The sequence below is a fragment of the Stenotrophomonas maltophilia genome, assembly GCF_001274595.1.
GTDB classification, from domain to species: domain Bacteria; phylum Pseudomonadota; class Gammaproteobacteria; order Xanthomonadales; family Xanthomonadaceae; genus Stenotrophomonas; species Stenotrophomonas forensis.
Genome location: NZ_CP011010.1, coordinates 2,930,744 through 2,950,530, shown reverse-complemented (window position 1 = coordinate 2,950,530; position 19,787 = coordinate 2,930,744). Strand labels below are relative to the sequence as shown.

The window sequence follows — 19,787 nt, the reverse complement described above, 5'->3', positions numbered from 1 at the left end:
TACCTGCAACGCGGGCCCTGCAGGATAGTGCCGGCGCAGGGCCGGCACCATCCACCGTCAGCGCAATACTGCGTCCGCACTGACCAGCTGCACATCGTGCATCTGGTTGAGGTAAGCCTCGTAGTAGCCCTTGTGCGAGGCACCGACGATGGCCAGCATGCGGCTGCCGGGGTGCAGGCCCAGCACGTCGCGCATGTTGGCGACCATGCGCAGGTTGCGGGTTTCCCAATAGCCGACATACATCCTGCCGAACGCCTTGGCTGACGGCTCGACGAGTGTCGCGCCGAAGTCGCTCCGGTACGCGTCCATCGCCGCTGCGGGGCTGTTGTAGGCCCTGTACAGCGCCAGCACGCCGTCGGGCTTGTCCAGGTCGGCCACCAGGCGCTTGTCGGCGTCCCGCCGCGCCTGCGAGTGCTTGTTCTTCCAGGCGCCGGTGATGGCGGCGCTGGCCGCCGCTTCGTCCTCGGCAGGTGTGGGCGAATCGGCGGTGTGGTCGTCCACGGCCCAGAGACGTTCATGGCCGAGGCGCGCAGCGACTTCGGCAGCGATCAGGTTCGTTTCATTGCGGCGAGCCAGGCCTTTGTCGAGGAACTCGACCAGGGCCGCGCTCAGCCCGTCGCCGTCCTTGCGTTCGGCGGCGAGCAGGCGCAGCCACTGCACCTGTGCAGATCCCCGTTCGCCCGCCGCAAGAAACAATGCGGCCAGCCGACGACGCTGTGCAGGCGTCGGATCATGTGGCCAGTTCGAGAGCAGGCGCTCGACCTCGGTGTTCGCAGCGGGCACGTCCAGTCCGGTCGCGGCCTGTGCGGCCGAAGTGTCGAAGCAGTAGGTGGCCACGCTTTCCGCGTAGCGGGCGGGGTAGCGGCGCATGAAATCACACTGCAGGCCGGACAGGTCCTCGGTGGCGATCAGCTCGGGTTTCCAGGCGACCAGTCGCTGCAGCAAGGGCTCGAGCAGGGCCGGCTGGAAGGTCTTGGGCAGCCCGGACAAGTGGGTGCTGCCCAGTACCAGCACTTCGTTCGGGCGCCCGGCGGGCGGCCCCTTCAACTGGTCGGGATGGAAGGTCGGGCGATAGGGGGCATCGGCGGCCAGGGCGCCGGCGCTGCACAGGCCCAGGATCAGGAAGCTGGCCAAGCGTGTGAACATGCGATCTCCGTGTCAGTGAACGTCCTGCAGTCCGCTGCATGCTGGCCATTTTCATCTGCCTCGGAATCTCCCGTTGGTCATGCAAACCTTTTCGGCTTGAACTGCATCGGCGTTCGGGCGAGGCTGTGCTCAATGAAGGCAACGACGACCCATATCCCGCGTCCCAGCGACTGGACCATCGGCAGCCCGCGGCTGAGCCTTCGGCCCTTCACAACGGATGACGCAGGCGAGGCGTTCATCGCGATCACGCCGGGGCTGACCCGCTACATGGCGTTCGATCCGCCGGCATCGGAGCAGGCATTCGCCGTGGTCTGGCGCGCGTGGTTGCTCACCATCGCTGATGGTTCGGACTTCACATTCGTCATCCGCCGCCGCACGGACCACACCTTCCTTGGCTTGGCAGGCCTGCATCGCACCGGTGATGCGGAACCCGAGTTGGGCATCTGGATCGCTGAATCGATGCATGGGCAGGGCTATGGCCGCGAAGCCGTGTCGGCGGTGCTGGCGTCCGCGTCCCTGCGGCTGGACTGCGCCGCATTCCGTTACCCGGTAGCCGAGCAGAACGCGCCCAGCCGGCGCCTGGCGGAATCCCTCGGCGGTGTCCCCGTCGCGCGTGAACAAGCTGTGAAGTACATCGCGGTTGTCTACCGCATCCCCGCGATGGCGTCGCAAGTTGCGACGGACGTCGCGGAATCCCGCTAAAGCCGCCCGCCCCATCGCCGATATCCCCTCTGGATCCCGCTCCAGTCACCCGCTGCAGGACCCCAGGCTGCCCCCGATGGGCGGTCCGCGCTGTGTGTTCCGCCGCTCCCAGATGCCGATCGCACCCGCACCAGATGTTCTTGCCAGCCGCTCGAGGGGTGCCCACCCGGTACCTGTAGTCCCAAGCAACTGAAGTTGCCGCCGGGCATCCCGCCCGTCGGGTCGCAACCGCTTACCGGACACCGAGGATCAGACAATGCTCATTCCAGGCTTCACGGCGGGCGCGCAGGCGCCGGCCGAGCTGCATACCCGTTGGTCGCCGTGGCGTGCGCTGCTGGGCGCGCTGGCCCCGCAGCAGCGCACCCGCACCGAGCCGGCGGCGACCCACCGCGCCGAGCTCGAAGCCCAGGTTGCGGCGTTGCACCGCGTGCAGGCGGTCATCGAGTTCGCACTCGACGGCACCATCCTGCAGGCCAATGACAACTTCCTGCAGGCGATGGGCTACCGGCTGGATGAGATCCAGGGCAAGCACCATTCGCTGTTCGTCGATCCCGAACTGGCACGCAGCGCGGAATACCGTGATTTCTGGGCGAGGCTCGGGCGCGGCGAGTACGATGCCGGGCAGTACCGTCGCTTCGGCAAGGGCCAGCGCGAGATCTGGATCCAGGCGTCGTACAACCCGGTGCTTGACCAGCAGGGGCGGCCGTACAAGGTGGTCAAGTTCGCCACCGACATCACGGCGCAGAAGCTGCAGGCGGCCGATTCCGCGGGGCAGCTGGCGGCGATTGCAAAGTCGCAGGCGGTGATCGAGTTCAGCATGGATGGCCGCATCCTCTCGGCCAACGACAACTTCCTCGCCACCACCGGCTACAACCTTGATGAGGTGCGTGGCCAGCATCATTCGCTGTTCGTCGAGCCGGGGCATCGCAGCAGCGATGAATACCGCCAGTTCTGGGAAAAGCTCGGGCGCGGCGAATACGATGCCGGGCAGTACCGCCGCCTCGGCAAGGGCGGGCGTGAAGTCTGGATCCAGGCTTCCTACAATCCGATCCTCGACCTCAACGGCAAGCCGTTCAAGGTCGTCAAGTACGCTACCGACATCACCGCGCAGGTGCATGAGAACCAGGCGATGCAGCGTGCGGTTGCGCAGACCCGCGAGGTGGTGGCCGCAGCCAAGCAGGGCGATCTCACCCGGCGCGTGGCCACGGCCGACAAGCAGGGTGCGATCGCCGAACTGTGCGACGGCGTGAACTCACTGGTCGAAGCGATGGCCGCGATCATCGGCCAGATCAAGTTCGCCGCCGATACCATCGCGGTCGGTGCGACCGAGATCGCCCAGGGCAACAGCGACCTGTCGCAGCGTACCGAGCAGCAGGCGGCGTCGCTGGAGGAAACCGCGGTGTCGATGAAGGGGCTCGCCGAGACGGTGCAGCGCACCGCCACCAACGCGCGCCAGGCCAGCCAGCTGGCCGGTGGGGCGGCCGATGTCGCCGCGCGGGGCGGCAGCGTGGTGCATGAGGTGGTGGAGACGATGGCGGTGATCAATGCATCTTCGCGGCGCATCGTCGACATCATCGGAGTGATCGATGGCATCGCCTTCCAGACCAACATCCTCGCACTGAATGCCGCCGTGGAGGCTGCGCGTGCCGGCGAACATGGCCGCGGCTTCGCGGTGGTCGCCACCGAGATCCGCGAGCTGTCGCAGCGTTCGGCCAGCGCCGCCAAGGAGATCAAGCAGCTGATCGATGAGTCGGTGGCCAACGTCGGGGCCGGTACCGCCCAGGTCGAGAGTGCCGGCCGCACCATGGACGAGATCGTGACCAACGTGCGCCGGGTCAGCGATCTGATGACCGAGATCAGCACCGCCTCGCAACAGCAGAGCGATGACATCCAGCAGATGAACCATGCGGTGGACCTGATCGACCAGGGCACCCAGCAGAACGCGGCCCTGGTCGAAGAGGCTTCGGCTGCCGCGCGCAGCATGGAGGAGCAGTCGGCGCACCTGTTGCAGACCGTGGCCAGCTTCCGTGTCCAGGAAGGTGCTGGCCATGCGCATGGGGTACCGGCGCTGCGCGCGGTCTAGGCGCGCTGGCCGGACGGGGCCTCGGCGGTGCCGGGCGCCGGGGCGAGGTGCACGCAGTTGCGCCCGTCACGCTTGGCGCGGTACAGGGCCTGGTCGGCGTGAGCGACCAGGTCACTGGGTTCGCGCTCATCGCCGGCGGCCTGCCACGCCACGCCCACGCTGATGGTCACCTGGCCGTCGGCAGCCGGCAGTGCGGCGCTTTCGACGGCGGCGCGCAGCCGTTCGCCCAGCTCCAGCGCGTGCATTGCCTCGGCCGAGGGCAGGGCGGCGATGAACTCCTCGCCGCCGTAGCGGGCCAGCAGGTCATCGCCGCGCTGCAGGCAACCGTCGAGGATCGAGGCAACCGCGCGCAGGCGGCGGTCACCCTCCGGGTGCCCATAGGTATCATTGAGCCGCTTGAAGTGATCGATGTCGATCATCAGCACCGCCAGGCCCAGGCCCTGGCGGCGGGCACGGCGGTGGGCCGCGCCGAGTGATTCATCGAAGCTGCGCCGGTTGCCCAGCCCGGTGAGCGCATCGCGCCGGGCCAGCGTTTCCAGTTCATCGCGCTGGCGCTGGATGTCGACCTGGCTCAGCACACTGCGCAGGGCATAGCCGAGCAGGGCGCCCAGGAAGCCCACCGTGGCCAGGGTCGGCTGCAGGCGGGCGACCAGCAGCGCCACCATCATCAGCAGCAGGGGCAGCATCAACGGCACGCCGGCATCGACGATGCGCCGCAGCGCGAGGGAAATCTCCGCCGCGGGGCGGCGACGACGGCTGCCGGCCATCACTGCCAGCAGCACGAACAGTCCGCTGATCAGCAGGTCCCCCCAGCTGCCATCGGGCAGTTGTGGCTGGTAGGTGTTGATGTAGAGCGCCAGCAGGAAGTAGCCCGCCGCGTAGAGGGTCAGTGTCCGGAAGAAATCACGGCGGTCGGGATTGTCCTCGGCAATGAAGCGGATCAGTGCGAAGCAGAACACCAGGCTGTTCTGCACGCTGCTCATCGTCTTCAGGCACTGCGTCCACAACGCGGGGTTCAGAGGGGCCATGGCCTGGGTGTGCACGTAGTACAGCAGCCACAGCAGCGCGATGATTGCCAGGTCCACCGCACGGATGGCGCGGCTTCCGCCTCCCGGGCTGGCGGCCACGTAGGTCAGGGGAATCCGGTAGAACACGTACAGGATCAGCGATGACACGGTCATCTGCGCGGGATCGAGGCCGGCCACGTTGCGGTACAGCAGGGCCAGCAGTGCAAGCGAGAACAGCGCGACGGCGGCGCCAAGCATCCGCCATTTGCAGGCCGCGCGGCTGTCACGTGCACGCCGCGCGCAGGCCAGTGCGGCCAGCAATGGGGCGGTGATCAGCATCAGGTAGGAGCCGACCGGATCCTGCGGGCCGATCAAGGCAATGACGAGCGCGTGCGTGACCACAAAAAACAGTGCAGCACGCAACGTCATGCATTCCCCCGCCCCGATCCGGCGCGATCACGATAGGCAGAAGTGCGTGAGGCTGGCAAGAAAAGTGTGCGCTGCGTCTAGTGCCAACGTTGTCAGCGGTCGCAATTGTGCTTCAGCGGGGGGACGTGACCGCACCTTCGAGATGGGCAAACAGCCAGAAATTGCGAGGGTGGCCTCGTACATGACGATAGGCGTGCAGCAGCCCCTCCCGCTGCATGCCGAGACGCTCCAGCACGGCGATCGAGCGGGCATTGCTGTCGAGGACAGTCGCCTGGATGCGGACCAGGCGGCGTACTGCGTGCCCCCAGTCGAGCACTGCGCGCGCCGCATGGGTGGCCAGCCCTTGTCCCTGCCAATGCGGGTCGAGGTCATACGCGAGCTCGGCGCGGCCGTGCAGGAGATCGATGCCGTTCAAGCCGATGGTGCCGATCAACCCGTCCTCGGCATCGGCCAGCGCCCAGCGCTGATCGGGGCCGCCCGGCATATAGCGGGCGACCTGCTGGCGCAAGGCGTGTTCCGAGATGTCGCCCCAGCTGGTGTGTTCGATCACGCCCGGCAGAGAGAGGTAGCGGGACCATGCGGCCGCATCATCGGTCCGCAGGGGGCGCAGACGTGCGGGCAAGGTGTCTGGAAGTGACGGCACATTCGACGCAGGCATGCCGGGCAGTGTGGACACCCTGGGCCTGGAAAAGCAAAAGGCCAGGTCATGGACCTGGCCTTTGATGCAGTGGTGCCGGTGAAAGGCACTACGGCACTTTTCCCGCTCAATCCCGATCACGCCCGAATAGTGACTATATTCAACGGATTCAGTAGCTTGCGCGCGCTGCGCGAATCGCTCTAATCACGCGTTGGCCCGTGTCTGCCCGATGGCGTTACGCCAGAATTACGCCGAAGATTGTCGGCATGGCATCTATCCAACGACGCGGCACCTCCTGGCGTGCCGAGATCTACAAGGACGGTCGACGCGAGTCGAACACCCTCCCCACGAAGGCGCAAGCGGTCCAGTGGGCGCTGATGCGCGAAGCCGAGCTGACGGGTGCACGCCTCCCAGAGAATACCGTGAAGGACGCCCTGCGCCGCTATGCCGATGAGGTGGCGCCTAAGCACAAGGGTGCACGGTGGGAGCTGGCCCGGCTGGGACTGCTGGAGCGGGATCCCCTGGCGCTCGTGCGCCTGCCCGCTCTTCGGCCGATCCACTTGGCCGAATGGCGCGAGCGCCGCTTAGGTCAGGTCGCACCCGCCTCCGTCCGGCGCGAGATGAACCTGCTGCAGTCGGTGTTCAAATCCTGCCGGAAGGATTGGGGATGGCTGAACGGGGACCCGATCAAGGACGTGGACCGGCCACAGGCTCCGGCCAGCCGGAAGCGCAGGGTGGCCCAGGAGGAGATCGACCGGCTGACGCTGGCGCTGGGATACGACGGCGGCGTGCCGGAGACGGCTCAGCACCGGGTCGCGCTGTGCTTCATGTTCGCCCTGGAGACAGCCATGCGCGCGGGCGAGATCTTGGGCATGAAATGGTCCGATGTGTCGGCCAAATCCGTGACCTTGCCGAAGACCAAGAACGGCGACGTTCGCCGTGTGCCAATGTCAGCCCGCGCGCGGGAGATTATCAGCCTTCTGCCGCAGGAGGCGGATAACGTTTTCGATCTGGACCCCGGCACGCGAGACACCCTTTTCCGCCGTGCGCGGGATGCCGCTCAGATCGAGAACCTGCACTTCCACGACAGCCGAGCAGAGGCGATCTGGCGGCTATCTAAGAAGCTGGACGTGATGGAGCTGGCCCGGGTTATTGGCCACCGGGACCTGAAGAGCCTCTTGATTTACTACCAGACCGACGCCGACGAGCTGGCTGACCGGCTCGGTTAGCTTGGCGCCACGCCAGCACCTCGCCGGCAATCCATGTGGCCGGGCGCATGCTGATCCGGACGGGGAAGTCCGGCCTGCAGGCGACGGTCTCCAGCACCGTTCGCGCAGCCAGGCCGAGCAGGGTGCCGACTTCTTCGGCACCTATGGCTCGCAGCTCGAATGGGATGTTCTCGGCAGCTCCCATGATTCCCTCCGTCAGATCGACGCCAGCGCCGCGCGCTGGGTCTTGGGTTTGCGCTCAGCCAGGCCGAGCTGGAACTGCAGGACGTTGTCGACCGCCGCAGGCACCACTGACGGCCGCGCGCTGCGCGCCGGGCGGTTGAGCCGGCGCCATGCCGCAATGGCCGCATCGGGGTCGGCATGCTTGCTGGTCGACCTGCAGGCGCACTCGACCAGGTGGCCACCGCCGGCAGCGGTACAGCGCTTGTCGTGGATGTGGCGCGCGCGGTGGCCGGCCGCGCAGTTCGGCAACCCTTCGGGGTGGCTGATATGTTCCTGGGTCATGGCTTGTTGCACTCCTGGATGTGGGCTTCGAGCTTTTCCAGCAGGAAGGTGGCTTGCGCCGCGCGGTGGCGGCGGTCGTAAGTGTTGAGGTGGGCCGGCGCATCGACGAGCCACTGCAGTGGCTGGATGAGCCAGCTGGGATCGAAGGGGAGCAGGGTGCGCGGGTCGGCCTTCTTGTCAGGCGGGAAGCAATCCGGGCCTGCCCAGTCTTCGCTCATCCCGCAACGTGTGCAGACGCGCCGCTGGAAGTCGTGGACCTTCTCGGGCTGGATGACGCGCGGTGTCTCGAACAGGGCGCGCACAACGAGTCCACGCTGGTGAGCGGCGTAGACGTGCCCGGCATCGGCCTGGACCCAGCAGCCCGGCTTGAAGTCGTCCTTTAGGCGGTATTCCCAGCGGACAGGCTGCGCGGAGTAGAGCGAGGTCATCAGGGTGTCGGCCCACGCGCGCACCTGGTTGGCGGCAACGGGAGCGCCGGCCGGATCCACGCGCCGCATGGCAGCGACGACCGCAGCGACAGGCGACGATGCCTTGGTGGCCTCGACAGTGGTGGCCGGGGAAATGGGAAGCGGTGCGGTCATGCGAACAAGTCCAGTTGAGCCGGCAGTGCCGGCGGTAGTGCGGACTCATCACGTAGTAGGTCGGTCATGCGGAACGTCACGGCCCATGCGTCGGTATGGCGGATCAGGTACTGGTTTTCCTGGCACACCGAGATCTTTCCGGCGGAGATCAGGTAGCCGGCGTGCGCCGGCCCGGTGAATCCTTCGTATTCGATGCGCAGGATCTGCTCCCGTCGCCAGCCGGCGCGCAGCTTGCGGTCGAGGATCGAGCGGGCGAAGGCTCGAAGTTGATCAGGGCTCATCGCGGCTTTCCTTGGGCGGGATTGGCCCGGTATGGCGGTAGTCACGCAGTGGGTCGGCGACGAACTTGCCGCTGACCACTCGGCGCACGGTGTATTGGGGGAAAGCCTCAGCGGGCAGGCGGGCTTGCGCCTCATCCATCAGCGCCACGAACTGCTGCTGCCATTTCAGCGGCATGGATTGCAGAGTCCGACGTGGGACGACCAGATAAGACGCACGGGTGAGCCCGAAAGCGTCCCACACAGGGCCGTTGTAGTAGGGGCACTCGACCGGCTCGGATTGGTCCTGCGCAGCGGTGAGCAGCTGATCAGTCATGGGAGGGCACCTCTTTGATCCAGCGGATTGAATGGATCCGCCGCTCTGCCTTGTGGCTGAACCGTCGCGGACGGGCTGCTGAGCGCAGCCAGGGGAATCGGGTGTGGACACGGCGCATCAGTCGGTGGCTGCTGGCGTGCTGCAGATGGCCGGCGAAGCTGGCGATGCGGTTAGACAGCTCACGGAAGTCCGCTGGGGTGCCGCGCAGCTTGTCGCCCTGGACGTGCCTGCCTTCCCACTCGGCCAGCGCGGTGTGCAGGTGCCCGACCACCCGGCGCCGAGCCAGGGTATGAGTCGGGTAGATCACGTATCCGAGGAAGTCCAAGCCGTCGGTCAGCTGGCAGAGCCTCTGCTCGGCCTTCAGCCGCAGGCCGAGCTGGTCTTGCAAGAAGTCCTCGATCTGGTCGCGCCAGGCGGCCAGCTGCTCGCGGTCGTGGTGGAACAGCACGAAGTCATCGACATAGCGCAGGTAGCGCTTGGCCTTGAGGACGTGCTTGGCGAACTGGTCCAGCGCGTCCAGGTAGACATTGGCGAAGAACTGGCTGGACAGGTTGCCGATCGGTAGGCCACGCCCGGCCGGTGCATTGGCCAGCCGCTTGTGTGGTGGCACCTGTGCCTGCTCGGTAGCCGTGGCCCGGTACTGGACGCCGGCATGTAGCGGCGAGCGGCGCAGTAGTGCATGGGTGGCACGCTGGACGACCAGTGGTGCGCCACGGCGCTGCAGCCGGGTACGCAGCAGCCGCCACAGGGTAGGCCGGTGGATGCTGTTGAAGAAGTTGGCGATGTCAAGCTGCAGATACCAACCACCACCCTTGCCGCTGTGCACCTGGCGCACGAACTGCTGGGCCCTGCGTACAGCCGCATGGCTGCCGCGGCCCTTGCGGTTGGCGTAGCTGTCGTGGATGAACGTCGGCTCCCACAGCGCTTCCAGCTGCGGCACCAGCCAGTGGTGCACGACGCGGTCGGCGAAGTCCGGCGCATGGATCTCGCGAGCCTTCGGGCGGGTTGCTACGAAGCACGTCGAGGGCCGTGGCTCCCAGCGGCCGGCCAGCAGCTCGCGCTGCAGCTGCAGCAGGCCGTCGGCCCAGCGATGGTCGAATCGCAGCTGGTTGAAGCTCGGAACCTTCTGGCGGCGCGCACGCCGCCATGCCTGGTACAACTCCTGCAGGCCTACCTCTCCCTGAAACTCACCGGCACGACGCACGGCCAACGCGAACCCGTTGTTGTTGCGGTGGTTGTTGTTGACGTTGCCGTTGTTGAAATTGACGTTCCACGCGGACGCCGAGGACCAGGCGGCCGCCTCCCCATACACTTGCGACCAGGCCGCGCAGCCCGGATGCGGATAGCGCGGCGTCGTCATGAGTTGGCCCCCGCAAGGGCGGTACGGGTACTCAGTTTCTTGCCACGCTGCGCGACGCCATCGGCTTGCGCATTCTGGGCATGGGAGACTTCGCGCAGGCGGCGGCGCCAGCCGCCGGCCTGCATGCCCAGCTCTTCGGCCAGGCGAATAAGCATTTCAAACTGGCGGAAGCTGGCGAAGGCGCCAACCCTTTTGCCGATCTGCAGGAGCTGCTTGAGAGCGTCGATATCCCGCACCAGCACCGCCACCCATCGCGCCTGCTCAGCACGCTCACGCCAGGCGTTGTTGGCGTTGATGAACACCTGCTGGGCACGCGCGCGCAGGTCGCTGCCGATCTGGTAGCGATGGTAGCGGGCGAACCGACGCACGGCGTTCTCGATCTCGACCGCCATGCGTTCGGCGGCCTTGATGATGGGTGGGGGCTGGAATCGGGAGGTCATCGGGAAAGCCTCAGCAGAAAATCAAATCACTGACCGGCACGACGCACGGCCAACGCGAACCCGCTGCCGTAGCGGGGGAGGCTGCTGACGTAGCCGCCGCCGAAACTGACGCTCCACGCGGACGCCGAGGACCAGGCGGCCGGGGTCTTCGACCAGTACCAGTCGTTCTGGATGTCCTTGAAGAAGTCGGTGTTGATGGCCGGCGAGTAGCGGCTGCGGTCGATCAGCAGCTGCAGTTCCTCGATGGTCGGCAGATCCCAGTCGGTGTGGCCGAGGAAGTCCAGGGCCTTGGCGGCGGATTCGCAGTCAGCATGCGGAACATCGCTGTCCACGATGTTGGTGGCGGTGAAGGTCAGGCCGTAGTCGGGCAGGAACACGGCGACGTGGTCGATGGAATCGTCCGGCAGCTGGTTGCGGTCGGCGCCGATCTTCTTGAAGATGATGGGGTTCATGGTTGCTCCAGGGAAAGGATCAAAAGGGCCAATTACTGACCGGCACGACGCACGGCCAACGCGAACCCGTAGCTGCCGCGGCGGCCGTAGCTGACGAGGCCGTCGTCGAAAAGGACGAACCACGCGGACGCCGAGGACCAGGCGGCCGGCGTGCTGGTCCAGTGCCAGCGCGGCAGCACGCCCGGGAACAGCGCGGTATCGATGGCGGGCTCATGGCGGTTGTCATCGACAAGGGCGGCCAGTTCGGCGCGGCTCGGCATGCCCCAGTCGTCGTAGCCCAGCAGGCGCAGCTCACGGCATGCCTTTTCGCAGTCGGCCTGGCTCATCGGGTCGCCATCGCTGTCGCCGATGGACTTGACCGCCCACATGAGGCCGGTGGCGTGGTCGATCACCGCGACGTGGTCGGTACGCGGGTCGCTGCCGGCAGCGCTGGTGCCGTCGGCTAACAGCTTGGTGTGGCCAGTGGCGGTCACGCTGCCGGAGGCGACGGGATCTGCGGCGAGCTCGATCAGGTTGGTGATCGCCGCAGGAGAAAGGGCGAGCTGGATCTCGGTGTCGCCCTTGGTGCGAATGGTGATGGCGTTCAACGTGCGTTCCTCGCGTTGCTGTGGGTGCCGCCGACGGCGGCGCGGGTTGGACTGCAGAGAGCTGCCAGGGCTTCCAGACGCTCCGCCTCGGCGGTGTAGTGAGCTGCTCGCTCCTGACGGACCTTGTGGGAGAACTGCACGTCAGTCAGGGCATGCTCGGCAGCGTCGCGGTTTGCCTTTGCGAGGCGTGCCGGGTCGTGGTCGAAGATGTCGAGTTGATTGCGCATGCGGCTCCCTGGGATGGGTTACCGGCGAGTGGAAGTCCGGCCGGCGCGGAGCCCGGTCAATCGGGCGGGCGGTTGCTCAGTGGGTTTCGTCTGCGGCCAGTGGTGCGCGCTGACGCTCGGCGCTGCGCCGCTGCATCTCGGCCTTGAAGGCTGGCCAAGTGCTCTGGAGGTCTTCCCAGCAGCGCCATGCGAAGAACACGGCGCCGATGGCGCAGGCGAGGGCGACGGCGTCGACCCGGTTGTGCAGGGCCCAGGCGAGCAGTGCGAGCAGCAGGCCGACCACGAAGGCACAGAAGAAGGGCAGGACCAGGTGGCGCATTACTCGGTCTCCTGTTCGGTGGTGGGCTCGGCCGGCGCGGGCGCGGGGCCGGCGGGCGGGGTGATGGGCGGGATGCCGACGGCCATGGCGGCGAAGAAGTCGGGGTCGGTCACGCGGCACCGCCCTTGATGCGGAGGAGCGCGGCATCAAGTTCGGCAGAACGTGCGTGGATGATCGAATCCGGTCCACGCATGTGCTGCAGGGACGTGCGTGCTGCCTGAGCCGCCTCGATCAGATCGGCAAGCGCGTCTGCGACCTCCCGCAGCTCCTCAGTGCCGAAGCCTTCCTCTTCCAGGTCTGAAATCGCGGCCCGGATCGCCTGCTGTGCGTCTACAAAGAAGCTCACGCAGCACCGCCTTGGGCGCCTGCGCCCTCAGTGGAGGCAATGAACGCCTGTAGCTTCTTCTGGCTCGTGGGCGGCAGTGCGATGTAAGTGCGACCGGCAATGACGTGGTGCTGGCCAGCGGTCTCCATGAAAGTCGGCGCGGTGTCGGTGGACACGTACACGGCCATGGCCGTTGCGCCTTTCGTCCGGCGCCAGCCCGACACGCTCCAGCCGGCCGGATCCTTCATCACTCGCAAGCGCATGCCACAGCCAGGCACTTCGATGACGGGGAGGCTCGGTGCGGCGGCGCTCATGCAGCACCTGCCTGTGCGCGCGCTGCGCGGCGAGCTGCAGCGACGGCACCGGCTGCGCTCTTGCCCTGCCGCAGCACGGCATTGGCGGCGAAGCTGGCGGCTGCGACGACCTGATAGGGGAGGAGGCCCCAGCGGCACCCAGCGCGGGCGACGATGCCGGCGGCGGCTGCCGCGCGCTGGGCGTTGGAGTGGTGGGCGAGGGCGGCGCTCATGCGGCGGCGTCCTGGCATTCGCCGCGCAGCTGATGCGCGGCGTGCTGGATCTCTACCGAGAGGCGGTCAGCCTCTGCGAGTTCAATATAGAGGCTGGCAGCGCCCACCTTGATGGCGACCACGCCGAGGGAGGGAATCGCTACGACGGTGGGTGGCGCCTTGCTGACGCCTAGAGACATGGTTGCCATTGCGTGATCTCCTGCGCCCGGCCCCGGGATGGGGCTGTGTAGGCGGCTTGGAGATAAAACTACAGGATTCTGTAGATTTCAGTCAACAGGATTCTGTAGAAATCTGTGCGTCTGCACTTTCGGGGCTGCAGAACGAAAAAGGCCCCGTCGTCGCGGGGCCTTTTGATCACTGTCTTGCGCTGCCTGTCGCTAGATATCCTCGCCCCGGCGCATCAGTGCAGCACCAACGATCCGGCCAGCTACGTGCAAGGTGTCAATCTCATCTGGTGGCAGAACGGCGTTCTGGTACTTGGGATTCGTGCTGACGATATGCAGACCGTTAGGCAGCATCTGCAGGCGCTTGACCATGGTGTAGCCGTTGAGGTTGATCAAGTACACCCCGTCGCCGTCGAAGAAGCCGCGCGCCGTGTCGACCATGACCACGTCCCCGTTCTTCACATCAGGGTGCATGGAGTCCCCGCGAACGGTAATCAGCTGCACGCGCCCCTCGTCGGGGATGAATCCGATCTGGCTACGCACCTGCCATTCGGCGATATCGACCTCTCGCAGCACTGCCGGATAGTCCTGGTTCACCACGCCCACACCCCCGGCAGCCTGCGCATCCATCATGCGGAAGCGAACATAGCCGGCGGGAATCTCAGACGCCGCGACGTACTCGGCCTGGGGCTCTGCTAGGCCGTGTTGCGTGCCCTTGCCGGTCTCTAGCCACGTTAGGGAAACGCCCAGGGCGGACGCAATGACGCGGAGCTTTGTGCTCGTCTGCATTCCGCCCCGTTCCAGCTCAGCAATGGTGCTGTAGCCAATCCCGGTCGCCACGGCCAGCTCGGACCTGCTCATGCGGGCATCCGCCCGGGCCTTCTTTACTCGATCGCCAATGGTTTCCATACCGGAATGCTCACAGAAGTCTGTAACAGAATGCTGTTGATTGAGCCTACAGAATCCTGTAAGTTCCTTGCCCATGGACTGGAAATCCCACATCGAAGTGCTGTTGAGCGCCGGCGCAACTGTTGAACAGTTGGCTTCCGGTATGGGTGTCACTCCCAACGCAGTTCGCGAGATCCGGGCTGGGCGCACCCGATCTCCACGTGCCGACGCGGCTTTCAAGCTGGCTGACATGAAGCCCGACCAGTTCGGGGGATCTCCCCTCACTCACGTGACTGCCCTGATCGACACCCGCATGAGCAAGCGCGCGCTGCGCGCGCGGCTCGGCCTGGGCAATGACGCGCACCTGGCAAAGGTTCTGGATCTGCCGGTTGAGCAGGTGGCTGGCTGGCCCGAAGAGGGCGCGCTGCCGGCGCTGCCGCAGATCACCAAGCTCTTGGGCATCGAAGAGCGGGCGCCGGCTGCAGCCGCGCCGCACGATCCAGATGCTGACCGAATCGTTTCTGTGGACGCGGCCTGACGTGCCGCGCGCTGCAGTGCGTTGCTTCACCAACCCCTCCAAATAGCTTCCATACGGATATGTACGCAGACCCTTCAAACCTTCGTGACAACCCGATCAAGGTCCGGTTCAACGACACGGAAAAGGCCTTGATCGATGCGGCAGCGAACTTCAATGGGCGCCAGCCCGCGGTGTTCGTTCGTGACCTGGTGCTGGCCGGCTTGGCCGCGTTGGAACAGCGTAGCCCCGACAGTGATGTGGCCTGAAGGACCCAACGAGTCCCTGGGGAGGGTCCATGGAAATTCAGCTGTCGCGCGACCAGCGAAAACAGCTTGATCAATACGCGGCCTCGCGGGGGATCACTCCCGAGGAGGCCGCGACAGAGCTGGCACGCGGCGAACTTGGGCGCCGCTACCGGCTCCCGCGAAGCAACGGCGAAGTGGTCCCTTTTCAGGGACTGAAACGGCCCGAAGACCCTACGAGGTAGTACAGATGAGCAGCCTACGCGCGCGCTCCACCGATCCGGACACCAGCCACGCCGCTGCTGCCGACCTTGTCGCCAGCGGTGCATTGCGCGTCCAGCATGCCAAGACGGAAGCCGCGGTGGCCCGTCATCCGGGGCACAGCAGCCTGCACCTGTCGACGCTGACCGGTCTTGATCGCCACATGCTGGGCCGTCGTCTGCCGGAGCTGGCCCGCGAGGGTCGCATCTGGCGCGGCCCGTCAGCGCCCTGTGCCACCACCGGCAAGCCGGCCTGCACCTGGTGGCCGGTGGCCCCGGGCCAGAACATGTCGCTGGGGCTCTGACATGTCGACCATCATCATGTCGCAGTGCTGGCCGCTGCAGGGCCTGAGCGTCACGCAGAAGGCCGTGCTGATCTCGCTGGCGGACCAGGCCAATGACGAGGGCGTGTGCTGGCCGGCCATCGCTACGATCGGAAAGCGCTGCTGCATGTCTGCGCGCGCTGTGCGCACCGCCATGGATCATCTGGAGGTGGTTGGCCTGCTGACTCGCGAGCGCAGGTTCAACAGCAGCAACGTCTATGCGGTCACGCCGGACAAGTTCAATGCCGATGCCGCCGCGCCGAAGGGCAAGCGGAAAACGGCGAAGGGTGGGGATGCACCGGGCGCAGGTGATGCGCCCCGTGCAGGGGGTGCGCCCGATGCACCCCGGGGTGCGCCCCATGCAGGAGGGGGTGCACCGGGCGCAGGTCTGGAGGTGCGCCCCGTGCCGCCTAACCGTCATATAACCCTCAATGAACCGTCAGGAGAACCGTCATTTCCGGCGGGCCTGCCGGCCACGCCGCCGATGGTGGAGTCGGAAACCGAGTTGCAGGCAGCTTGCCGTGCCACCTGGGTGGCCTACGCCACTGCGTACCGCGACCGTCACGGGGTGGCGCCGGTCCGCAACGCGAAGGTCAACGCCAACGTGAAGCAGATCGTGCAGCGGCTGGGCCGCGAGGAGGCCCCGGCGGTCGCCGCGTGGTTCTTGACCGTCAATGAGCGCTACGTGGTGCAGGGCTTGCACGACCTCGGCCAGCTGCTGGCGCGCTGCGAGGCGTACCGCACCCAGTGGGCCACCGGCCGCCAGATGACCCAGGCCAGCGCGCAGCAGCAGGACCAGACACAGTCGAACGCCAATGCGGCCGACGAGGCAAAGGATCTGCTGCGGAAGATCAAGGGGGCCAGCAATGCTCAGTGACTTCGAGCAGGAACGTCTGATCGAGTTGCTGGTGGCCACCGCCGAGGTAATCGGCGACCGGATCAGTCCGAGCGCCGCCGTCTTCATGGTTTCGGATCTGGCGCAGTACCCGCTGCCGATGCTGGAGCGCGCGCTGGCATCGTGCCGTCGAGAGCTGAAAGCGCGCCTGTCCCTGGCCTCGATTCTGGAGCGGATCGAAGACGGCCACCCAGCGCCGAATGAGGCGTGGGCCAGCGCGATCCGGGCCGCCGATGAGGGCGCGACCGTGGTGTGGACCGAGCAGACCCGCGACGCGTGGGCTGCAGCGCTGCCGCTGGTGCAGGCTGGCGACAAGATCGCGGCGCGCCCGGCATTCCTAGAGGTGTATGCCCGGTTGGTGAAGGACGCGCGCGCTGCCCACCGCACGGCGACCTACCAGCTTTCGCTCGGCGCTGACGTGTCCGGCCGGGATGGCGTGCTGCAGCAGGCCGTGGCCGCCGGGCAGCTGACGCATGAGCAGGTCGCGGAACATCTCGCGTTGCCGCCGGCCACCCCGGCGTTCAATCCGGTGGCGCTGCTGGCCGGCACGGTGGAGGCATCGCCGACTGCAGACGCCCGGACCCGCGCGCACCTGGCCGCGATCGCGGACCTGCTGGGAGGCAAAGCGGCATGAGGAGCCCCGATCACTTCGACGTTGAGGTGCGCCCGGTGAGTGAGCCGGTGGCCGTGGCCGGCTGGTATCTGGCCTATGGCTACGGGGTGAAGCCGCTGGTGATGTACGCCTCCCGCGGGATGACGGTGTGGCGCGATGGCATGCGGCAGATCCCGATCACCCGGTATGCGGGCCCGATCCCGGAGTTGCGCTGATGTGGTCGAAGGCACCACCGCCGACCAGGGAAGAGGGCGCCCGGATCGAGCTGGCCAAGGCGGGCCCGTGCATGGCCTGCCTGGCGCTTCAGATACAGGGGCTGCTGGAGCCATCCCTGGTGGTCTACGGCTGCGACTACAACCACGCCAAGAGCGGGAACGTGCGGCGCGGCCACATGGAGGGCTACGGCCTCTGCAAGTGGCACCACATGCGGCATCTGATGGAGGGCAACACCTTCGCAACGATGCGCCAAATCTACGGCCCGAGCCTGATGGATGGCTCGCGGACGTTCCACGAAACATATGGCTCGGATGACGAGCTGATCGCAAACCAGACCTACATCAACGAACTGAGGGCGGCAGCATGAGGAACACGAAGGCCATTGCGCCGAGGATCAACCCCCAGCGGGAACCACGCGAGCGGCGGATGGACCACAACACGGTGTCCCGGCCCAAGCGAGCTAAGGCACGCGTGCTCGCCGATGGCCCGGCCGAGACGGTGGAGCAGTTCGAGGCGCGCGGCGGGCAGGTGCAGCGCCTGACGGCCAGCTGGGAGCAGCGAGCATGAGCGGCTATGCACTCAGGGCACGCGAGCTGCTGGCTCTCGAGCTGAGCGACGCCGGGCGCTTGAATTTCCAGCAGGGGAGGCAGGTGGTTGTGACCACCGCCAGTGCACTCAACGCCATTGAGGGAGCGTTGTCGGTGCCGCTGTCATGGCGCCCGATTGCCGAGGCGCCGCAGGACGGTCGCCGGCTGATGCTGTGGGACTCGGTGAGCAAGCGGCCGGTATTCGGCAGCTGGCGCGGTGACAACCCTGCGATCACGCACTATGCGGCCGAGCCGGCCGGCCCGGTGGGGGGCTGATGGACGCCAATGAAACGCGGGCGCGGGCGATGCTGGCATCGATCTTCACTTGCGATCCGGCCGAGTTGACCCGGGATGAGGTTCGGGCGGCGCGCGCTGTCCTGGCCTGGCAGGTAGCGCAGGGCTTCGTGCTGGTGCCGGTGGAGCCGACTGACGAAATGCTGTTGGCTGCACACCGAGCGGACACGACCCGGGCGCCAATCACGAGCCGTTGGAGCGCCATGCTCGCCGCCCGCCCGGAGGTGCCTTCGTGAGCTGCCTTCACCCGATCCAGAGAGAGGGCCTCAATAGGGCCGCAGCAAGTAACTACCTGGCGCGACCGCGCGCTGTACGAGCAAACCACCAAGGGGAAGGCGCATGAGGACGAACAAAGCACGCGAATTGCTGGCAAGCCGTATGGGGCCGACCACGCAGAGGTTCGACGCTGGCTGTGGTGGTGGCCTGCCGGAGCTGACTACGCAAGACATTGCCGCCGCACTGGCGTACGTGCCTGATGGCCTTGGCCGTGAGTTGCTGGAGGTGTTGTGGTGGCCGGAGAGCGCCGCGCGCCGACGCGAGCACCTGCGCAAGGCCGTGATCGGCCTGGTGGCGCCAGAGTTCATCCAGCAGATGCATGGCCTGGCCACCGCGCGGACCGAGTTCGGCATCGCCAAAGCAAGCATCGGCTGGGGCGGCGGGCCGGTGACGGATATGCAGCGGCGTGAGCTGAGCCGGGCAGAGAGCGCACTGGATGAGGCGCGCGCTGCGGCATGGCCGAACAACACCATGGAGCAGCTTGGGGTGCTGGCCAGCGCTGTGATTGAAGAAATGGTCAGCTGTGGCTGCTGCAAGGCTTGCGACGGCCTGCGCTTTCAAGCCGCTGTAGTGGATGGCGGGGTCGTTGAGTGCGAGACATGCGGAGGGGTTGGGCTGGAGCAGCTGAGTGGCCGCAAGCGCGGGGCGGCTATTGGTGCCGACGAAGCTGCCTACCGGCGATTCTGGCGCCCCGTGTACGAGTGGATGCTGGAGCGTATGCGCAGCGCCGAGCATGTTGCTGCCGAGGCCTTCTCCGGGGCTCTGAATCGCGCTGCATAGTGCGGACTTGCGGGGTCCGCAGATTGACGAGCATTCTTGTCACCATCCAGACGCAAGCCCCGGCCCAGCCGGGGCTTTTCTATTTCGGAGACGCAATGGCGCAGATCACTCCCCAACAGGCTGGCGGCGTGAACGTCGTGGCCTTCCTCGACATGCTGGCCTGGTCCGAGGGGACCGACAACGGCAGGCAGCCCACCAACAACAGCGGCTATGACGTGTTGGTGGGCGGCAAGCTCTTCAACACATACCGCGATCATCCGCGTGTTCTGGTTCGCCTGAACCCGAAGTTGACGTCGACGGCTGCAGGCCGCTACCAGTTCTTGTCGCGCACTTGGGACAGCCTGCGGCGCCAGATGGGTTTGGCGGACTTCGGCCCGTTGAACCAGGACAAGGGTTGTATCCGGCTGATCCAAGGGCGGGGTGCTTTGGAATCGGTCAAGGCCGGCCACATTCATCACGCGATTGCGCTGTGTTCCAAGGAATGGGCGAGCCTGCCAGGTGCGGGTTATGGCCAGCACGAGCACAAGTTCTCCGACCTGTTGGCTGTGTACCGCAAGGCCGGCGGGACGGTGGCGCCGTGACCG

General features: G+C 66.5%; 33 protein-coding genes. 15 read left to right on the top strand and 18 right to left on the bottom strand.

Annotated elements, in window-relative coordinates; translation table 11 throughout:
• Positions 1-57: 57 nt before the first annotated feature.
• Complete coding sequence (locus tag VN11_RS13595; RefSeq protein ID WP_053450126.1) at positions 58-1,146, bottom strand: DUF5694 domain-containing protein; 1,089 nt, start codon at positions 1,144-1,146, stop codon at positions 58-60.
• A 132-nt stretch (positions 1,147-1,278) separates the two neighbouring features.
• On the opposite strand from VN11_RS13595, the gene VN11_RS13590 reads away from it, so the two are divergent.
• Together VN11_RS13590 and VN11_RS13585 are read left to right on the top strand one after the other, a co-directional pair.
• A complete protein-coding gene (locus VN11_RS13590) occupies positions 1,279-1,848 on the top strand; it encodes a GNAT family N-acetyltransferase (protein ID WP_053450125.1) in 570 nt (189 codons plus the stop codon).
• Between the two features lie 256 nt (positions 1,849-2,104).
• Positions 2,105-3,931, top strand: a complete 1,827-nt coding sequence (locus VN11_RS13585) for a methyl-accepting chemotaxis protein (RefSeq protein WP_053450124.1) — start codon at positions 2,105-2,107, stop codon at positions 3,929-3,931.
• Here the strand turns inward: VN11_RS13585 and VN11_RS13580 are convergent.
• Positions 3,928-5,367 (bottom strand): GGDEF domain-containing protein, encoded by a 1,440-nt coding sequence (locus tag VN11_RS13580; protein ID WP_053450123.1) that lies wholly within the window; start codon positions 5,365-5,367, stop codon positions 3,928-3,930. The genes VN11_RS13585 and VN11_RS13580 overlap by 4 nt on opposite strands.
• A 112-nt stretch (positions 5,368-5,479) precedes the next feature.
• Positions 5,480-6,043, bottom strand: coding sequence for a GNAT family N-acetyltransferase (locus VN11_RS13575; protein WP_238581814.1), 564 nt, complete (start codon positions 6,041-6,043; stop codon positions 5,480-5,482).
• 227 nt (positions 6,044-6,270) lie between these two features.
• On the opposite strand from VN11_RS13575, the gene VN11_RS13570 reads away from it, so the two are divergent.
• A complete protein-coding gene (locus tag VN11_RS13570) occupies positions 6,271-7,233 on the top strand; it encodes a tyrosine-type recombinase/integrase (protein ID WP_053450122.1) in 963 nt (320 codons plus the stop codon).
• Positions 7,234-7,428: 195 nt separating this feature from the next.
• Here the strand turns inward: VN11_RS13570 and VN11_RS13565 are convergent, their stop codons facing one another.
• The 15 genes from VN11_RS13565 to VN11_RS13495 form a co-directional block, all read right to left on the bottom strand.
• Positions 7,429-7,737: a hypothetical protein gene (locus VN11_RS13565; protein ID WP_053450121.1), complete on the bottom strand. Its 309-nt coding sequence runs from the start codon at positions 7,735-7,737 to the stop codon at positions 7,429-7,431.
• Complete coding sequence (locus VN11_RS13560) at positions 7,734-8,318, bottom strand: hypothetical protein (RefSeq protein WP_053450120.1); 585 nt, start codon at positions 8,316-8,318, stop codon at positions 7,734-7,736. Before VN11_RS13560 ends, VN11_RS13565 begins: the two co-directional genes overlap by 4 nt.
• Complete coding sequence (locus VN11_RS13555) at positions 8,315-8,599, bottom strand: hypothetical protein (protein ID WP_053450119.1); 285 nt, start codon at positions 8,597-8,599, stop codon at positions 8,315-8,317. Before VN11_RS13555 ends, VN11_RS13560 begins: the two co-directional genes overlap by 4 nt.
• Positions 8,589-8,912: a hypothetical protein gene (locus VN11_RS13550; RefSeq protein ID WP_053450118.1), complete on the bottom strand. Its 324-nt coding sequence runs from the start codon at positions 8,910-8,912 to the stop codon at positions 8,589-8,591. The genes VN11_RS13555 and VN11_RS13550 overlap by 11 nt, the downstream gene beginning before the upstream one ends.
• Positions 8,905-10,272 carry an RNA-directed DNA polymerase gene (locus VN11_RS13545; protein WP_053450117.1) on the bottom strand — a complete coding sequence of 456 codons (1,368 nt, stop codon included), beginning with the start codon at positions 10,270-10,272 and terminating at the stop codon, positions 8,905-8,907. Before VN11_RS13545 ends, VN11_RS13550 begins: the two co-directional genes overlap by 8 nt.
• On the bottom strand, positions 10,269-10,664 hold the full coding sequence (locus VN11_RS13540) for a four helix bundle protein (RefSeq protein ID WP_148564982.1): 396 nt from the start codon (positions 10,662-10,664) through the stop codon (positions 10,269-10,271). The genes VN11_RS13545 and VN11_RS13540 overlap by 4 nt, the downstream gene beginning before the upstream one ends.
• 74 nt (positions 10,665-10,738) lie before the next feature.
• Positions 10,739-11,164, bottom strand: coding sequence for a DUF1566 domain-containing protein (locus VN11_RS13535; RefSeq protein WP_053450115.1), 426 nt, complete (start codon positions 11,162-11,164; stop codon positions 10,739-10,741).
• A 32-nt stretch (positions 11,165-11,196) separates the two neighbouring features.
• Entirely contained in the window at positions 11,197-11,751 is a 555-nt protein-coding gene (locus VN11_RS13530) for a DUF1566 domain-containing protein (RefSeq protein WP_053450114.1), read from the bottom strand.
• Positions 11,748-11,978 carry a hypothetical protein gene (locus tag VN11_RS13525; RefSeq protein WP_053450113.1) on the bottom strand — a complete coding sequence of 77 codons (231 nt, stop codon included), beginning with the start codon at positions 11,976-11,978 and terminating at the stop codon, positions 11,748-11,750. The genes VN11_RS13530 and VN11_RS13525 overlap by 4 nt, the downstream gene beginning before the upstream one ends.
• 76 nt (positions 11,979-12,054) lie before the next feature.
• Positions 12,055-12,297 carry a hypothetical protein gene (locus tag VN11_RS13520; protein ID WP_053450112.1) on the bottom strand — a complete coding sequence of 81 codons (243 nt, stop codon included), beginning with the start codon at positions 12,295-12,297 and terminating at the stop codon, positions 12,055-12,057.
• A 109-nt stretch (positions 12,298-12,406) separates the two neighbouring features.
• Entirely contained in the window at positions 12,407-12,643 is a 237-nt protein-coding gene (locus VN11_RS13515) for a hypothetical protein (protein ID WP_053450111.1), read from the bottom strand.
• Positions 12,640-12,936, bottom strand: coding sequence for a hypothetical protein (locus VN11_RS13510; RefSeq protein ID WP_238581813.1), 297 nt, complete (start codon positions 12,934-12,936; stop codon positions 12,640-12,642). The genes VN11_RS13515 and VN11_RS13510 overlap by 4 nt, the downstream gene beginning before the upstream one ends.
• Positions 12,933-13,148, bottom strand: coding sequence for a hypothetical protein (locus tag VN11_RS13505; protein WP_053450110.1), 216 nt, complete (start codon positions 13,146-13,148; stop codon positions 12,933-12,935). The genes VN11_RS13510 and VN11_RS13505 overlap by 4 nt, the downstream gene beginning before the upstream one ends.
• The gene (locus VN11_RS13500) at positions 13,145-13,336 is read right to left on the bottom strand and encodes a hypothetical protein (RefSeq protein WP_053450109.1); all 192 of its coding nucleotides are present in this window, start codon (positions 13,334-13,336) and stop codon (positions 13,145-13,147) included. Before VN11_RS13500 ends, VN11_RS13505 begins: the two co-directional genes overlap by 4 nt.
• Positions 13,337-13,525: 189 nt before the next feature.
• The gene (locus VN11_RS13495; RefSeq protein WP_187299772.1) at positions 13,526-14,296 is read right to left on the bottom strand and encodes an XRE family transcriptional regulator; all 771 of its coding nucleotides are present in this window, start codon (positions 14,294-14,296) and stop codon (positions 13,526-13,528) included.
• Between VN11_RS13495 and VN11_RS22545 the strand changes: the two genes are divergently transcribed.
• The 12 genes from VN11_RS22545 (at position 14,295) to VN11_RS13435 (ending at position 19,784) form a co-directional block, all read left to right on the top strand.
• Positions 14,295-14,738, top strand: a complete 444-nt coding sequence (locus VN11_RS22545; RefSeq protein WP_187299771.1) for a helix-turn-helix domain-containing protein — start codon at positions 14,295-14,297, stop codon at positions 14,736-14,738. The two genes, VN11_RS13495 and VN11_RS22545, sit on opposite strands and share 2 nt — an antisense overlap.
• Positions 14,739-14,797: 59 nt before the next feature.
• Complete coding sequence (locus VN11_RS13485) at positions 14,798-14,983, top strand: hypothetical protein (RefSeq protein ID WP_053450106.1); 186 nt, start codon at positions 14,798-14,800, stop codon at positions 14,981-14,983.
• Between the two features lie 226 nt (positions 14,984-15,209).
• Entirely contained in the window at positions 15,210-15,524 is a 315-nt protein-coding gene (locus tag VN11_RS13480; protein WP_053450105.1) for a hypothetical protein, read from the top strand.
• 1 nt (position 15,525) lies between these two features.
• The gene (locus VN11_RS13475) at positions 15,526-16,419 is read left to right on the top strand and encodes a helix-turn-helix domain-containing protein (protein ID WP_053450104.1); all 894 of its coding nucleotides are present in this window, start codon (positions 15,526-15,528) and stop codon (positions 16,417-16,419) included.
• Positions 16,409-17,071: a hypothetical protein gene (locus VN11_RS13470; protein WP_053450103.1), complete on the top strand. Its 663-nt coding sequence runs from the start codon at positions 16,409-16,411 to the stop codon at positions 17,069-17,071. Before VN11_RS13475 ends, VN11_RS13470 begins: the two co-directional genes overlap by 11 nt.
• A complete protein-coding gene (locus VN11_RS13465) occupies positions 17,068-17,265 on the top strand; it encodes a hypothetical protein (protein WP_040008728.1) in 198 nt (65 codons plus the stop codon). The genes VN11_RS13470 and VN11_RS13465 overlap by 4 nt, the downstream gene beginning before the upstream one ends.
• Positions 17,265-17,633: a Ref family recombination enhancement nuclease gene (locus VN11_RS13460; protein WP_053450102.1), complete on the top strand. Its 369-nt coding sequence runs from the start codon at positions 17,265-17,267 to the stop codon at positions 17,631-17,633. Before VN11_RS13465 ends, VN11_RS13460 begins: the two co-directional genes overlap by 1 nt.
• A gap of 74 nt (positions 17,634-17,707) precedes the next feature.
• A complete protein-coding gene (locus VN11_RS22860; RefSeq protein ID WP_265349061.1) occupies positions 17,708-17,833 on the top strand; it encodes a hypothetical protein in 126 nt (41 codons plus the stop codon).
• Positions 17,830-18,129 carry a hypothetical protein gene (locus VN11_RS13450; protein ID WP_053450100.1) on the top strand — a complete coding sequence of 100 codons (300 nt, stop codon included), beginning with the start codon at positions 17,830-17,832 and terminating at the stop codon, positions 18,127-18,129. Before VN11_RS22860 ends, VN11_RS13450 begins: the two co-directional genes overlap by 4 nt.
• Positions 18,129-18,383 (top strand): hypothetical protein, encoded by a 255-nt coding sequence (locus VN11_RS13445; protein WP_148564981.1) that lies wholly within the window; start codon positions 18,129-18,131, stop codon positions 18,381-18,383. The genes VN11_RS13450 and VN11_RS13445 overlap by 1 nt, the downstream gene beginning before the upstream one ends.
• A gap of 103 nt (positions 18,384-18,486) precedes the next feature.
• Positions 18,487-19,203: a hypothetical protein gene (locus VN11_RS13440; RefSeq protein ID WP_053450098.1), complete on the top strand. Its 717-nt coding sequence runs from the start codon at positions 18,487-18,489 to the stop codon at positions 19,201-19,203.
• A 95-nt stretch (positions 19,204-19,298) separates the two neighbouring features.
• Positions 19,299-19,784 (top strand): glycoside hydrolase family 24 protein, encoded by a 486-nt coding sequence (locus tag VN11_RS13435; RefSeq protein WP_053450097.1) that lies wholly within the window; start codon positions 19,299-19,301, stop codon positions 19,782-19,784.
• The last annotated feature ends 3 nt before the right edge of the window (positions 19,785-19,787 follow it).